Here is a 14,234-nt window from a genome sequence, read left to right as displayed (position 1 = left end):
GATGATCGGCTATTTCCTCGATCTCGCGATCAAGGCGAAGGGTCAGCCCGTGCAGTCGCTCGAGCTCACGCCCGCCGGTGCGAACATCGACCCCGACAACCCCGACTTCGCGACCATCCGCACGCTCGTCGCGCAGAAGCTGCACCCGTCGACCGCATCGCCGAGCCCGTCCGACTGAGCGCGTGCTCGGGTTCGCCCGGGGCGGGGTGGGTAGTCTCGATGTCATGACGGTGACCCTGCGCGTGGTGCTCGATCAACTGGTCGGAGCGCCCGCGTCGGAATTCACCGCGGTGTCCGCCGAGGTGGCGCGCGCGCTCATCGCGACCGCGCCGCGCGACTGCGAGGTGGCGGCCCTGGTGCCCGCCGGAGACTCCGCCGCCCTCGAGCGCGAGGTGCCCGGTCTCGCCCGCGTCGACGCGGTCGGGATGCCGCGGTCCGCCGCTCTGACGTCCTGGCAGCTCGGCGTCGCGCCGGGTGTCGGCGGCGGGCTCATCCACTCGCCCACTCTCGCGGCGCCGCTCGTGCGTCACGACCGCATCAACGACAACGACCAGACGATCGTGACGCTGTGGGAGATCCCGGACTTCTCGGATGCCGCGTCGAAGACCGCCGCGCTCGCGCACAAGGCGATGCTCAAGCGGGCCGAGCGGCATGCCGACGCGGTGATCGTCCCGACGCACGCGATCGCGGAGCGGCTGGCGGCGACCACGAAGCTGCGCGGACGGGTGCGCGTGATCGCGGGGGCGGCACCTCAGGGGTTCGCCGTTCCCGGTGACGCGATCGGACGCCGCCGCGCGCTCGTCGTGCCCGACCGCGTGCTCGTGCTCGACGGTGCGGGTGCCGAGGCCGACCTCGACGCCGGATTCGCGGCGGCACTGTGCGGCGCCCCGGATGTGCCGATCGTCGTGCTGGGCGCCGGCGACCTGCGCGTCGACCGGGTGAGGGCGCGGGCGGAACAGGCCGGGGTACCGAGCGCCCACCTGCGGGTGCTCGCCGGGCTCGACGCGCACGACCGCGCGGCGGTGCTGGATGCGGCGGTCGCCGTCGTCGCGCCCTCGCGGGCCTCGGCGTTCCCATGGCGGGTCCTCGAGGCGTTCGCCGTGGGGGTGCCGGTCATCGCCGCGGACTGCGACGACCATCGGGAGATCATCGTCGACGGGGGAGTGCTCGTCGACCCCGCCGAGCTCGGCGCCGCGCTGCATGACGCGATCGGCGACAGCGCGCGACTGCGGGTGCTGGCCCGCGATCGCGGACGCGGCTTCTCCTGGTCCGACCACGCCGCGCGGGTCTGGGAGCTCCACGCGGAGCTGTGAGGCGCGCCCTATCATGGGTCGCATGGCTGCCCGCGTCGACGTCATCGTCCGAACCAAGGAGCGGCCTGACTTCCTCGAACGCGCGTTGGCGGACATCGCTGCACAGTCGATGACCTCGTGGCGCGCCGTCGTGGTCAACGACGGGGGACGGCCGCACGAGGTCGAGCAGGTCGTCGCCGACTCCTCCGTCTCCGACAAGGTGCACGTCGTCCACATCGCGCCGGGGGAGGGCGGACGGTGCATCGCGGCGAACACCGGGGTTCGAGAGGCCGATGCGCCGTTGGTCGTGCTGCACGACGACGACGATCTGTGGCATCCGGAATTCCTCGCCCGCACGACGTCCTGGCTCGATGCCCATCCGGATTCCGGTGCGGTCTCGGTGCCCACCGAGATCGTCTACGAGGAGCGGCGCGGGAGCCGGTGGGTGGAGGCGGACCGCGCGCCGTTCTGGGCCGGGATGTCGCGGATATCGCTGGCCGAGATGCTCGTGATCAATCGCATCGTGCCGATATCCATCGTCTACCGACGTTCCCTCCATGACGAGGTCGGAGGGTATGACGAGTCGCTCGACGCCGTCGAGGACTGGGAGTTTTATCTGCGGGTGCTCCCGCGGCATCCGATCGGATTCATCCCAGGAACGACGCTCGCGTATTGGACCCAGCGTCCCGGAGTGACGGGCGCGGCCGCCAACAGCATGTTCGAACTGTCCGCCGATCACGCGCGCGACGATGCGATCGTGAGGGATCGAGCCCTCGCGACGTGGATCGCGACTTACGGGCCGGGCCTTCCGCTGTACCTGGCCGGCATCGAGAAGCGCGTGCTCGAGCGCATAGCCGGTGTTTCGCCGGGCAACCGCGGCCGCTCGATCGTCGACGTCTCCGTCTGGCGAGCGGTGCGACGGCGGCTTCGGAGGGTGCTGCGGGGTCTGCGTTCCCGGAGCACGGCCTAGGATCGTACGGTGCGCAGCCGGATCCGACGTCTCGTGCGGGGGCTGCGATCGGCACCGGTCCTCGGTGCCGGCATCCGTGCGCTCGACCGTGTGTGGTGGGCGCGTACCGTGCTCGCCTCCGCGCTCATCGACGCGGAGTACTACTCCGCGCTGCTCGGCCATCGCGTCGGGCGACGGGCGGCCGTCGCGCACTACGTCACGCGCGGCTTTCGTCGCGGAATGAGCCTGAATCCCCTTTTCGACGAGGTGTACGCCGGTGCCGAGCTGCCGGAGGTTCTGCGCGTTCCGGCCCTGTACGCCTATCTCGTCAGCGAGCGGGCGACGGTGTCCGTGCACCCTTGGTGGGACGCCACGAGGCATGAACCCGGCGACGGAGCCGTCGCGGGCGAGGGCGATCCGCCCCTGGAGCGTCTCTGGCGCGACCCCTCCGGCTCGCTGGTGCTCCGCACCGCGGCGGCGGAGACGACGATGAGCGTCGACCAGTACCGCCGCCTCGCCATCGAGGCCGCGCGCACCTGGCGCCGCGGTGCCGCGCCCACCGGTGGTCCGGTCCCGCATCACGAGGTCGGGTTGGTGCGCATCCTGCAGGCGGGGGATCGTCGTTACCACCGCAAGCTGGCGCAAGCGGCGCACCGAGCCACCGATGGCAGCGCCGCCGCCGTGGTGAGCTTCGTCGCCCCCGACGCATCCGCGTGGGTGTCAGCGATGATCCTTTGTCAACTCGTCCCCTCCCTCGTCGTGCGGCGAGAGGCCGCGACGAGCACCTGGTCGCGGGTGGTCGGCGCGGCGCTGAGCTCTCTCGCCGCCGACACGCTCATCGTGCTCGATGCCCGTGCCGAATTCTCCGAGGGGGAACTGGATCGGCTCGCGCGAGAGGCCGGCGCCGGGTCATTCGTGATCCCCGCGCATCGGCGATTCGACGGGACCGTCGCGGGAATCGGAGCAGCGACGATCGGGCGCGGGCTTCCCGGCCGGATCCTGGAGTGGATGCCGCCGGAGGATCTGGACCGGCTCGACGCGGTCCTCGACGTCCCGCTGCTGACCGGGCGCACGTTCGCCGTGGCGCGGGCGACGCTCGATCGCGCCGGGGCGTTGCCCTCGCTGACCAACGACGGTGAGCTCGAGGCGATCTCGATCGACGTGCGCCGCCGGTGCGCGGACGTGCCCTTGCGCGTGCTGACCGATGTCCGACCGGTCTTCGATGAGCCCGAGATCGCCTTCAGGCGCCGCCGCGCGGGTCGCGACGCACGGTATTGGCGTCGACGTTCGGGTGTCGATGACACGCCGGTCGCTCGGAGCATCATCGGGGCCGCCGGGTTCGACGTCCGCGGCTGGCGGCACCGACGCCCGTCCGTGCGCCCGTCAGCCGATCTCGTGTGGCGGCGTCCGCATCCCGGTGCCCAGAGATGGTCGATCAAGATCTGCGCACCGGCGGGGCGCCAGGGCGCGGTCTGGGGGGATCGACACTTCGCCGAAGGTCTCGCGCGTGCCCTCCGACGGCGCGGCCACACCGTGGTCATCGATGCGTTCGACGCCGCGTCGCGTCCGACCGACGCCGTCGACGACGTGAGCGTGGTGGTGCGGGGACCGTATCGCATCCGGGCACCGCGAACTCGTGTGCGACTGCAGTGGATCATCAGCCATCCTGATGAGATCACCCGCGCGGAGGTGTCGGGGTTCGACCGGGTGTTCGCCGCGTCGAGGGGCTGGGCGGCGCGCGCGTCGGCGCGCTGGGGCCGCGACATCCGTCCGTTGCTCGAGTGCGTCGACACCGACCTCTTCCATCCGCGCGGACTGCCAAGGGGCGACGACATCGTCTTCGTCGGGACGGCTCGGGGGATCGCGCGTCCCAGCGTCGTGGTGCCGTTGGCGGCCGGGATCCCGGTGCGTGTCTACGGGCCCGATTGGCGACCGTTCATTGCGCAGTCCGCACTGGCCGCGCGATCAATCCCGCACGATCGACTCCCCGAGCGGTACGAGACCGCATCGATCGTTCTCAACGATCAGTGGCCCGCGATGCGACGAGAGGGGTTTCTCGCGATGCGGCCGTTCGACGTGGTCGCCGTCGGTGGACGGGTGATCTCAGAGGAGGTCGAGGGGATCGAGGAGATCTTCGAGGGCGCGGTGGTGACCTACCAGGACGCCGCACACCTCGTCGACCTGCTGCGCGCCGACCCGGCGACGATCTTCCCCGACGACGCGCAGCTTGCTCGCATCTCCGCAAGAATCCGCGCGGAGCACTCGTTCGACGCACGCGCCAGGGAGCTCGACGAGGCGGCCCGCGAGGTGTGGACGTCCGCCGGTGAGCCCGGTGTGCCGGGGCCGAGCCGATAGGATCGCGGGGACGCCGCGCGCCGATCCGGACGATGGCCGCGCTCCCGACGTGGATGAATGCATGACGACACCGAACCTGTTCCGAAAGCTCGAATGGCAGATCAACGCGATCCGCCACCGTGACCCGCTCTCCCCGCGGCTGTACTGGCGTCTCTTCGGATCCCTGCGACGGCGTCCATGGGGTCCGACACGCACTCCGCGACGCATCGTCGTGATGCGCAGCGACGAGATCGGCGACACCGTCACCACGACGACCCTGCTCGCTGCGATGCGGGCTCAGTGGCCGAAGGCGTCGATCCACCTCGTTGTGAAGCCCGGTCCGGCGACGATCTTCCACGCGGCACCGACGGTGGACCGGGTCATCCCGTGGTCCCCCGTCCTTCACGGGTCGGCGCTCAAACGACAGGTGCTGACGGCGAGGCAGGCGCTGCGCCGCTTCCGGCTGCGGGGGTACGACCTCGCCGTCCTGCCGCGATGGGACTTCGACGACACTCCTCTGCGCTACCTTGCCGTCGCCTCGCGCGCCCGTTCGGTCGTCGGGTTCGCACCCGTGCCGTCGCGGGAACCAGCCTGGCTCGGAGACCAGGAGCTCCTCCTCACCGATGTGATCGACCGCGGCGACGTCCCGTTGCTCTCCGTGCAGCAGCTCGAACGGGTAGCCGCCCATCTGGGCGTGCGCTGGACCGACGAGGCGACCCGCCGAGCGGGGACCGCGCTGTACGACGTGTCCGACCGCGATCGGGCCGCGGAGGCCGCCGCTCTGCGGCAGCCTCCGGGACGGGTGGTCGGCTTCGGGATCGGTGCGCGCGATGGGAAGCGGCAGTGGCCGATCGAGCGGCTGAACGACCTCGCCGCCGCGCTCGCTGCGACGGGGCCGTTGTCTGTGCAGGTTCTGGGGGGCGCGGTCGACGTCGAGCGGGCGGCGGCCCTCACCGAGCTGTTGTCGGCCCAGGGGATCCCGGTAGCCGATCTCGCCGGCGCACTCAGCCTCAGTGAGAGCGCAGCCGCGATCAGCCGCTGCGATCTGTTCGTCGGCAACGACTCCGGACTGCAGCACATCGCGTCGAGTCTCGATGTGCCGACGGTCGTCGTCACATGCCATCCCGCCACAGGGTCGCCGTGGAGCGACAACGCGCCCGAGCGCTTCGGCCCGTGGTCGACGCGATGCCGTGTCGTCCAGCCCGCCGCTCCGACCGGTGACTGCGGCGAGGAGTGCGTCGCATCCCATGCCCATTGCATCCTCGCCGTCGAGACGCATGATGTCTTGCGGGCCGTGGAGGAGGTCAGCCGCGAACTCGCGGGTTGAGTCGGCTACGCTCGTTCGGTCGCGCCCACTTCAGTGCGCCCCTGTTGGAAGGTCTGGATCCTCGCAGATGTCTACGCCGCCGTCGATCACCCCGCGCCACGTGCTCGGATTCGAAACGACCCGGGTGTTCGTCATCGGCGACGCGATGCTCGATCGATACGTCGACGGCACCGTCAACCGGATCTCGCCGGAGGCGCCGATCCCCGTGCTGCAGGTCGCGCAGGACCGCAGCGTCGCGGGTGGCGCCGCGAACGCGGCGATGAACATCGCCGCCCTCGGTGCGTCGACCACCCTGATCGCCGCGTGGGCGACTGATGAGTCGGGACGTGAGCTGGAGCGACTGCTCGCCGACGCCGGGGTGGCGACCTGCCGCGTCGATCGCGGCGACGCGCCGACCATTGAGAAGCTCCGCGTCGTTGCAGGTCAGCAGCAGATCGTGCGCATCGACCGTGAGGACACATCCGCACTCGACTTCGAGGGTCAGGCCGCGGTCGTCGCGGCGCTCGCCGAAGGGCTGGCCGCAGGCACGGCGTCGACCGCTGTCGTGATCTCCGACTACGCAAAGGGCCTTCTCGACGCGGACCTCGTCGCCGAGGTCATCGAGCTCGCGCAACGCCACGGAGTCCCGGTCGTCGTCGATCCCAAGTCGACCGACATCCGGAAGTACCGCGGGGCGAGCATCGTCAAGCCGAACTTCGCGGAGGCCTGCCAGATGTCGCGAGTGCGAGCGGCCCGACCGGACGCGGCCACCCTGGAGCACATCGCGCACGAACTGCTGGTCGACGGAATCGGTGCGCTCGCCGTCTCGCTGTCGGCCGCCGGCGTGGAAGTCATCGAGGCGGGCTCACGTGTCCGGATTCCCACGCGGGCGCGGTTGGTCGCCGACGTGTCGGGGGCCGGAGATTCGATGATCGCCGGCATCGCGGTGGGCCTTGCGAGCGGGCTGACGACGACCGAGGCCGTGCAGGTGGGCAACATGGCCGCGGGAATCGCGTGCGGCCGGCCGGGTACGGCGGTCGTGACGGGCGCCGATCTGCTGGACGAGCTGCTGGTCGAGTCTTCGCCGGACAGGCGACCCGGGACCGTCGAGAACTGGGCCGAGCTCGCCCGCCTGGTCGAAGTAGAGAAGTCGGCCGGCAAGCGGATCGTCTTCGCGAACGGCGTTTTCGATCTTCTGCATGCCGGCCATGTCGCGCTGCTCAAGGAAGCCCGGTCGTTCGGGGATGTGCTCGTGGTGGGGGTCAACTCCGACGAGTCGACCGCCCGACTCAAGGGCCCGTCGCGTCCCCTCCAGCCGCAGCGAGATCGCATGGGTGTGCTCGATGCCGTGCGCTACGTCGACTTCGTCACTGTCTTCGATCAGGACACGCCGCGCGAGCTGATCCTGGCGATCAAGCCGGACATCATCGTGAAGGGCTCCGACTACAAGCCCGAAGAGGTCGTCGGGGGCGAGGACGCCAGAGCGTGGGGCGGCCGCGTGCAGATCGTGGGGTTGCTCGACGGCGTGTCGACAACGCGCCTCTCGCAGGGCGAGCAGGTGCGCCGCGGATGATCACGCGATGCTGCGTGCGAAAGGAAGCAAGATGAGTGTGATTGCCGACAACCTTCGCGACAACGTGCGGCGGATGAGTGCTCTCGCCGAGGATGCCGCGTTCGTCGACTCGTTCGACCGTGCGGCGGCGCTCATGGTGACGTCGTTGCGCGCCGGAGGCACACTGTTCGCCTGCGGGAACGGGGGGTCGATGACCAACGCCCAGCACTTCGCCGAGGAACTCACCGGTCGTTTCCGAGGTGACCGTCCGCCGCTGCGGGCGATCGCGATCTCCGACCCGTCGCACCTCACCTGTGTTGCCAACGACTACGGGTACGAGTTCGTCTTCTCCAAGTTCATCGAGGCGCTGGCCCGTCCCGGCGATGTGCTGCTCGCCCTGACCACGAGCGGGAAGTCGGCCAACGTCCTGCGAGCGGCCGAGGCGATGAAGTCTGCCGGCGGCGTCGTGATCGCGTCATCCGGGCCCGCCGACACTCCGGTTGCGGCCGTCGCCGACGTCGCCCTCGCCCTGGGGGAGAACCGATGGGCGGACCGCATTCAGGAGTCCGAGCTCGTCGTCATCCATTCGTTCATGCAGGCTATCGAGGACGCATTCGGCTATTCGGCCTGACGGATGCATCGACTCGCGTGACGGGCGCGCTCATCGAGGTGTCGCGGCAGGTCGTGCGACGGCATCGGCGAATGCGGCGAGGCTCGGATACGTCGCGTCGGCGTCCGCATCGACGCCGCCGTCGATGCGGACGGCGAGACAGTCGCCCGTGAGGGATGCCAGTCGGCGAGCCATCTGGACATCCGACGGCTGATCGCCGACGAAAACCGAACCGGCGCCGTCGATCTCGGGGTGGGCGCGGAGGTAGCGCGCGGCCATTCCCGGCCGCGGCTTGCGACATTCGCAGTCCTCCGCCGCGAGATGCGGGCAGAACTCGATCGCGTCGATTCTCCCGCCGGCATCGCCGATCACCCGGCACATCTCGCGGTGGATGTCGGTCAGATCCTCGAGCGACATCAGCCCCTTGCCGATGCCCTGCTGGTTCGTCACGACGACGATTCGCGGTGCCCATCGGGCGAGCGAGACGAGCGCCTCGACGGCACCCGGCTCGAAACGGAACTCGTCCCATGTCGTCACGTAGTCATCGACCAGGCGCGAGTTTATGACGCCGTCGCGGTCGAGGAACAGGCACCAGTCTCGCGCCGAGTGCGCCGTCGGATCGGCTCGGTGACTGGCGCGTGACATCGCCTGAACGATACCAGCGGGGTCGATGCGCACGGGCCCGCAAGGAGGCCCAGTTAGGATGATCGGGGCACGTCAGGGGGAGGACCGAACGAGATGATCGTCCGATTCGCCGTGTCGTCGCGCCTGCGTTGGGAGCTGTGGCTCACTGCGGGCATCGTGGCCGCGGCTACCGTCGCGGTCGCCGCGGGATCTTACTTCGACCGGGATGATCTCGTCTTCGTCGAGTACTTCCGAGCCAATCCGATCACGCCCGGTGTGCTCGTGCGCTCCTGGTTCGGGCATCTCATGCCCGGATACATCGCCAGCGTCATCGCGTTCCTCAAAGTCTTCGCCCTGTCGTGGCCGGCCGCGCTCGTCTTCATCGTTCTGATCCACGTGGGATCCTTTGTCGCTCTCACCCGCTGCATCGACGCCGTCGTGGGGCCGGCACGGATCAATCTCATCGCGGGGCTCGCGTTCACGCTCTCCCTTGGCCCGCTCGCAGTTCGTCTCTGGTGGGCGGCCACGCTGAACAACATGTTCGCGCTCGCGCTCGGACTCGCCGTGCTGGGGTGCGCGACCAGGTGGGTGACCACCCGGAGGACACGCCACCTGATCGCCGGACTCATCCTTTACGCGCTGGCACTCTCGCTCAGCGAGAAGAATCTGCTGTTCTCCTTGCACATCGTGATGTGGTGTGTGTTCGTCATCTGGCGCGGGCGGTCCGTCGCGGAGCGCGCTCGTGAGCTTCTGAGGGCGTGGCCACTGTGGCTTGGTCTCATCACGCTCTCCCTCGTCGACGTGATCGCCTTCCTGTCGGGGCCGTATGTCGACGAGTCGGGGGATTCGCCCAGCATCGGATTCTCGCTGCGCTTCATCGCGCAGAACGTCTTCGGCGGACTGGTGCCGTCTCTGTTCGGTATCGACATGGCGAACCAGCCGACCTCGTGGGCGGAGCCCCGAGTCGTGATCACCTGTCTGTTGGTCGCGGTGTTCATTCTCTGGACGATCCTTCGCGCGCGTTCGAACGGCAGCGTGTGGATCTTCGCGGCGATCGCTGTGTTCGCGAACGCAGCCGTGCTGTCACGTCGGGGCGAGCTCATCGGGCTCGCCGGTTCGCGACAGCTCCGCTACCTGCTCGAGAGCACCGCGCTGGTGTGGTTGGCGATCGGTGTCGTGCTAGTTGTGGCTCTTCGTGCCGTGGTGGTGGAGCGGGAAAGCCGTACCCGACCGGCCGTCTCCCGCGTCGTCCGCGTCTTCGCGCTCGTCGGCGGGTGTGCGCTGTTCGTGACCGCGGCCGGTTCCTGGGCGGTCACGTCGCTGCGCACCATCGAGACGAGTGGCGGCTACGCGGCCCGCGCCTGGGTGACCAATCTCGAGGTGACCCTCCCGAACCCCTCGCCTCCTCTGATCGACTCGCCGCTGCCCACCTCCTTCGGCATACCTGAGCTGCACCCCTACGACATGGTGGTGCCGTTGCTCCCGAGTATGGGATGGCGCGGTGCGCAGGCCACGACGGTGCTCGACGGCGCCTGGATCGTCGGGCGGGACGGTCGAGCAGGCCCGGCTACCGTGTCGTCTCCTTCACAACAGTTCACCGGAAGTGCGTGCACCGACGGATCGGAGTCCCTGCCGATGCCCGGGGTGCGGACGTCGGGGCGAACGTACATCATCGTGGACGTCTCGGCCGGTTCCGGAGACAAGATGGCGCTGCACTACACCGGCGGCTGGGTGACCGTCGACCGGCCCTCCTCCGGCGGCCGAGTGGCCGTGTACTTTCCGAACTCACTGCACGGCGACCTGGTCATCGACTCTCAGGGCGGCAAGATGTGCGTCGAATCGATCGTGGTCGGCGACGTTGTCCCCGAGGGTTCCGCCGGTTGATCCGGTGAGGTCTCGTGTCGTTGGGAGCGTCGGCGACGCCTCGCGTTGATACTGGAATGGTGACCCGACTCCACGACAGGCTCCTGATCGCTCCGGGCCGCCGAGCCTCCGCGCCGCGTCGCTCGGGGCTTGTCCGTGGACTGGCGCTGTTCGTCGTGCTCGTCGGCGGCGGAGGGCTTGCCGCCTGTGCGCCACTTCGCGCTGATTCGCCGTCGTCGAGTCCGACCGCGTCCACCGTTGCGCCGAGCGGTGCTCCCGCGGTGAGCTCGACTCCGTCGAGCACGGCGCCCACGCCGGCAGCCACGGACGTCGTGGTTCCGGATGCCCCGTCTACGCCGTCGGGTCAAGCGACCGTGACCATCGTCAACTTCGGTGCCGACGGACAATCGCTCTGGGCGTCCGGTCTGGTGACCGGCGCCGCCGGGACGGACGGGACCTGCACGCTCACGGCGACGGCGTCGGACGGGCGTGTGGTGAGCGGCACGATCGCTGCCAGTGCGACACCCGCCGCGGTCAACTGCGGATCCATCTCGGTTCGCGCGACCTCCGGTGAGTGGACGCTCGTCCTGAGCTACGCGTCATCGACGGCCGCAGCGTCTTCTGCTCCCACGACCGTTAGCCAGCCGTGACAGGCACCGGTCGACGCGCGCGCAGGCCCCGGCTGATCGCGATCTTCGCTGTCTGCCTCGCGGTGGTCGGCGGCCTCGTCGCTGTCGTACTCCCCGCGGCGTCATCGCCGGCAACCGCGGCCAACGCCTCGGACTTCCAGCCCGGGTATCTGATCTCCGATCAGAACTTCTTCGACTCCCAGTCGATGACCGTGGCGGATGTCCAGGCGTTTTTGAACTCCAAAGTGACCTCGTGCAGCGGCAGCAACGGGATGCCCTGTCTGAAGGACTACTACGCGCAGTCCACTCCGGCGCTCCCGGCGAACAGCTACTGCGCGGCCACGCCGGGTGGCACGCTGAGCGCCGCGCAGGTCATCGTGCTGGCCGCCCAGGCGTGCGGTATCAACCCGAAGGTGATCCTCGTGATGCTCCAGAAGGAGCAGGGTCTCATCACGTCCACCGCGCCGACGGCCCGGAACTACTCTGCCGCGCTCGGACAGGGATGCCCGGACGGCGCGGCGTGCGATCCCGCCTACGCGGGGTTCTTCTACCAGGTGTACGGGGCGGCCCGTCAGTTCCAGGTCTACATCAAGAATCCGAAGTCATTCGGCTATCAGCTCGGCTGGAACAACATCCTCTATCAGGCGACGCCTCCCGACAACAGTCGGATCTGCGGGACGAAGCCGGTCTACATCCAGAACGATGCGACCCGGGCTCTCTACATCTATACGCCGTACACGCCGAACCAGGCAGCGCTCGACAATCTCTACGGGACAGGCGACTTCTGCTCGACCTATGGCAACCGCAACTTCTGGCGGCTGTACACCGACTGGTTCGGCAACCCGCTGAGCCAGCCGGTCGAGGGCGCCTACGCCGATGCGTGGCAGGCACTCGGCGGCGCGAGCGGGATTCTCGGTTCGCCGCTCGGCGGCGTCGTGTGCATCGACAGCAAGTACTGTCAGCAGTCGTTCACGGGCGGAACGATCTTCTGGTTCCCCGGTCGAGGAGTGTTCGGTGTGCCGACGCTCATCGAGACGATGTGGCGCAATCTGGGATTCATCACGGGGACGCCCGGGCTTCCGACGGGAGTCGTGGTCTGTAATCCCGACGGCACGTGTGTGCAGTCCTTCGACGGCGGGGTGATCGCGGCGGACTCCACGGGCGGGTCGCTGGTCGGTTCCCATGTCGCATCCGCCTGGTTGGCGGCCGGGGGCGTCGCGCTCGGCGGCGCGCGCGGACCGGAGCTCTGTTCCCCCGGTGGAAGCCAGTGCGCCCAGCTGTTCGCGCGTGCGGCGTTCTACACATCCGGCACGCAAGTGACGTCTGTGACGGGCCCGATCTTCACAGCGTGGAACACGGTGAACAGCTCGAGCGGACCCCTGGGGTATCCGTTGTCGAACGCCGCATGCGTCTCGGCCGGCTGCACGCAGCAGTTCAGTGGTGGACTCATCGTGTCGTCGGGCACCGTCGCCTATGTGATCCCGTCGGGCATCGCCGCGAAATACACCTCGATGGGCGGGATCGCCACGCTCGGAGCGCCTTCGGGCCCGGCGGACTGTGCTGCGTCCAGCGCCTGCGCGCAGACGTTCGCGAACGGTCGCATCGATGTGGCGGCATCTGGATCGGCGATCGCGACGACGCAGGGGTTCTACCGCGCGTGGGCGGCAGTGGGACTCGACAGCGGCGTGCTCAAGCTGCCGACGGGTGAGGCAACGTGCTCCTCGGTGACGTGCATGCAGTCGTTCGTGGGTGGCGCGCTGGTCGGAACGACCTCGGCGGGAATCGTGCCGGTGATCGGGCAGTACCGCGACGTGTGGATGGCCGCCGGTGGTCCGACGGGATCACTGGGTCTTCCGATGGGTGTTGACTCCTGCAACGGTATGAACTGTTCGCAGGTCTTCCAGGGCGGCGTGCTGGTATGGACGCCGACGTACGGTGTCGCATCCGTGTCCAGCTGGTTCCTCGCTCCGTGGCAGGCGCAGGGTTCGGGTGCCGGTGCGTTGGGTGCGCCGACGGGGAACTCGACGTGCTCGTCGGTGACGTGCATGCAGTCGTTCGTGGGTGGCGCGCTGGTCGGAACGACCTCGGCGGGAATCGTGCCGGTGCTGGGGGCGTACCGCGACATCTGGGTCGCATCAGGTGGCGTGACCGGCGCACTGGGGCTGCCGACCGGCGTGACCCAGTGCAACGGGCGTTGGTGCGCTGCGCCCTTCGCCGGGGGGAGCATCCTGTGGTCTCCGGCGACGGGCGCCTACGCGGTTTCGGGGGCGGTCAACATCGCGTGGGTCGGCGCGGGCGGCGCGGCGGGTACGTACGGTCTGCCGATCGCGGCGGCGACGACGTCTAACGGGAAAGTCTCGCAACGGTTCCAGTTCGGCGTGATCTCGGTGAACGGGTGAGCGTCAGTCGTCTCAAAGGGACACGCAGTGCCGAGGTGATAGCGTGGCGGGGCGCCGCGGTCGGTCGGGAACATCGATCTTCGAGCGTGCTCGCGAGGCGGGTGCGAGATCACGGCGGCGATGGTGCCACGACGGAGTCTCGTTGCTGCGCGCCCGTCGCTACAGAGCCGGCTGATCGGGTCGGCGGAAAGAAGGAGGTGCAGCGCGATGTCCGGTGAGGATGAACTCTCGCCCGCGCTCGTCGGCGCGGTGTCCCTGGAGCGGGCGCTCGAAGACGCGGCGATCGCCAATCAACGCGCGATCGAGCTGGCGCAGAAGCTCCTGACCAGTGAAGAGCGCGTGGCCGCGCTGAGTGCGGAGGTCGCGGACCTGAAGCGACTCCTCGATCCGCGCCGCAAGCTGGAACACCTCATCCGTCAGAACCACTCCCTGCACGTAACGGCGCAGCGAGCGAAGCGGATTCTGGGGCGGTGACCGCCTCGCACACGCCGAGGGTCCTCCTCGCCGTCACGTTCTACAACGGGCGCTCATTCGCTGAGCGCACGTTGTCGTCGATCGCCTCCCTGGCACACGACGGATTCGACCTCGATGTCCTCGTCCTCGACGATGCGAGCCCGGAACCGGGATTCAGTGACTATCTCGCGTCTCTGAGCGCCGACGTCGGAGCGACGTACTA

At 69.0% G+C, this 14,234-nt stretch carries 12 protein-coding genes; 11 read left to right on the top strand and 1 reads right to left on the bottom strand.

Translation table 11 applies throughout. From position 1 onward, the window contains the following. Window positions 1–224 precede the first annotated feature (224 nt). From ABT08_RS09605 to ABT08_RS09580, 6 genes are all read left to right on the top strand, one after another. Window positions 225–1,313, top strand: coding sequence for a glycosyltransferase (locus ABT08_RS09605; protein WP_288114813.1), 1,089 nt, complete (start codon window positions 225–227; stop codon window positions 1,311–1,313). Window positions 1,314–1,335: 22 nt separating this feature from the next. Beyond that, on the top strand, window positions 1,336–2,262 hold the full coding sequence (locus ABT08_RS09600; RefSeq protein WP_056207989.1) for a glycosyltransferase family 2 protein: 927 nt from the start codon (window positions 1,336–1,338) through the stop codon (window positions 2,260–2,262). 9 nt (window positions 2,263–2,271) lie between these two features. Beyond that, window positions 2,272–4,596 carry a CgeB family protein gene (locus ABT08_RS09595; RefSeq protein WP_288114811.1) on the top strand — a complete coding sequence of 775 codons (2,325 nt, stop codon included), beginning with the start codon at window positions 2,272–2,274 and terminating at the stop codon, window positions 4,594–4,596. Window positions 4,597–4,657: 61 nt separating this feature from the next. Then, window positions 4,658–5,902 (top strand): glycosyltransferase family 9 protein, encoded by a 1,245-nt coding sequence (locus tag ABT08_RS09590; protein WP_288114810.1) that lies wholly within the window; start codon window positions 4,658–4,660, stop codon window positions 5,900–5,902. Window positions 5,903–5,969: 67 nt separating this feature from the next. Then, window positions 5,970–7,454 (top strand): PfkB family carbohydrate kinase, encoded by a 1,485-nt coding sequence (locus ABT08_RS09585; RefSeq protein WP_162237837.1) that lies wholly within the window; start codon window positions 5,970–5,972, stop codon window positions 7,452–7,454. Between the two features lie 31 nt (window positions 7,455–7,485). Beyond that, the gene (locus tag ABT08_RS09580) at window positions 7,486–8,064 is read left to right on the top strand and encodes a D-sedoheptulose-7-phosphate isomerase (RefSeq protein ID WP_056208024.1); all 579 of its coding nucleotides are present in this window, start codon (window positions 7,486–7,488) and stop codon (window positions 8,062–8,064) included. A 30-nt stretch (window positions 8,065–8,094) separates the two neighbouring features. Here the strand turns inward: ABT08_RS09580 and ABT08_RS09575 are convergent, their stop codons facing one another. Next, a complete protein-coding gene (locus ABT08_RS09575; RefSeq protein WP_082483131.1) occupies window positions 8,095–8,688 on the bottom strand; it encodes a D-glycero-alpha-D-manno-heptose-1,7-bisphosphate 7-phosphatase in 594 nt (197 codons plus the stop codon). Window positions 8,689–8,781: 93 nt separating this feature from the next. Here ABT08_RS09575 and ABT08_RS09570 point away from each other — a divergent pair, with 93 nt between their 5' ends. The 5 genes from ABT08_RS09570 to ABT08_RS09550 form a co-directional block, all read left to right on the top strand. Beyond that, on the top strand, window positions 8,782–10,551 hold the full coding sequence (locus tag ABT08_RS09570) for a hypothetical protein (RefSeq protein ID WP_288114809.1): 1,770 nt from the start codon (window positions 8,782–8,784) through the stop codon (window positions 10,549–10,551). Window positions 10,552–10,904: 353 nt separating this feature from the next. Next, window positions 10,905–11,180: a hypothetical protein gene (locus ABT08_RS09565; protein ID WP_288114808.1), complete on the top strand. Its 276-nt coding sequence runs from the start codon at window positions 10,905–10,907 to the stop codon at window positions 11,178–11,180. Continuing rightward, entirely contained in the window at window positions 11,177–13,558 is a 2,382-nt protein-coding gene (locus ABT08_RS09560; protein WP_288114806.1) for an LGFP repeat-containing protein, read from the top strand. The genes ABT08_RS09565 and ABT08_RS09560 overlap by 4 nt, the downstream gene beginning before the upstream one ends. A 207-nt stretch (window positions 13,559–13,765) precedes the next feature. After that, complete coding sequence (locus ABT08_RS09555) at window positions 13,766–14,032, top strand: hypothetical protein (RefSeq protein WP_056208463.1); 267 nt, start codon at window positions 13,766–13,768, stop codon at window positions 14,030–14,032. After that, window positions 14,029–14,234: glycosyltransferase family 2 protein (locus ABT08_RS09550; protein ID WP_288114805.1), on the top strand; the 206-nt coding region annotated here is incomplete at its 3' end. The genes ABT08_RS09555 and ABT08_RS09550, both read left to right, overlap by 4 nt.

This window comes from Microbacterium sp. SCN 71-21 (genome assembly GCF_001725695.1).
GTDB classification, from domain to species: Bacteria; Actinomycetota; Actinomycetes; order Actinomycetales; family Microbacteriaceae; genus Microbacterium; species Microbacterium ginsengisoli.
This window is presented reverse-complemented; position numbering and strand designations above follow the sequence as displayed.

Excerpts from the sequence above, each read along its gene's own strand:
- ABT08_RS09605 (WP_288114813.1), top strand. The coding sequence starts at position 225 with ATGACGGTGACCCTGCGCGTGGTGCTCGATCAACTGGTCGGAGCGCCC.
- ABT08_RS09600 (WP_056207989.1), top strand. The coding sequence starts at position 1,336 with ATGGCTGCCCGCGTCGACGTCATCGTCCGAACCAAGGAGCGGCCTGAC.
- ABT08_RS09590 (WP_288114810.1), top strand. The coding sequence starts at position 4,658 with ATGACGACACCGAACCTGTTCCGAAAGCTCGAATGGCAGATCAACGCG.
- ABT08_RS09585 (WP_162237837.1), top strand. The coding sequence starts at position 5,970 with ATGTCTACGCCGCCGTCGATCACCCCGCGCCACGTGCTCGGATTCGAA.
- ABT08_RS09580 (WP_056208024.1), top strand. The coding sequence starts at position 7,486 with ATGAGTGTGATTGCCGACAACCTTCGCGACAACGTGCGGCGGATGAGT.
- ABT08_RS09575 (WP_082483131.1), bottom strand. The coding sequence starts at position 8,688 with ATGTCACGCGCCAGTCACCGAGCCGATCCGACGGCGCACTCGGCGCGA.
- ABT08_RS09570 (WP_288114809.1), top strand. The coding sequence starts at position 8,782 with ATGATCGTCCGATTCGCCGTGTCGTCGCGCCTGCGTTGGGAGCTGTGG.
- ABT08_RS09555 (WP_056208463.1), top strand. The coding sequence starts at position 13,766 with ATGTCCGGTGAGGATGAACTCTCGCCCGCGCTCGTCGGCGCGGTGTCC.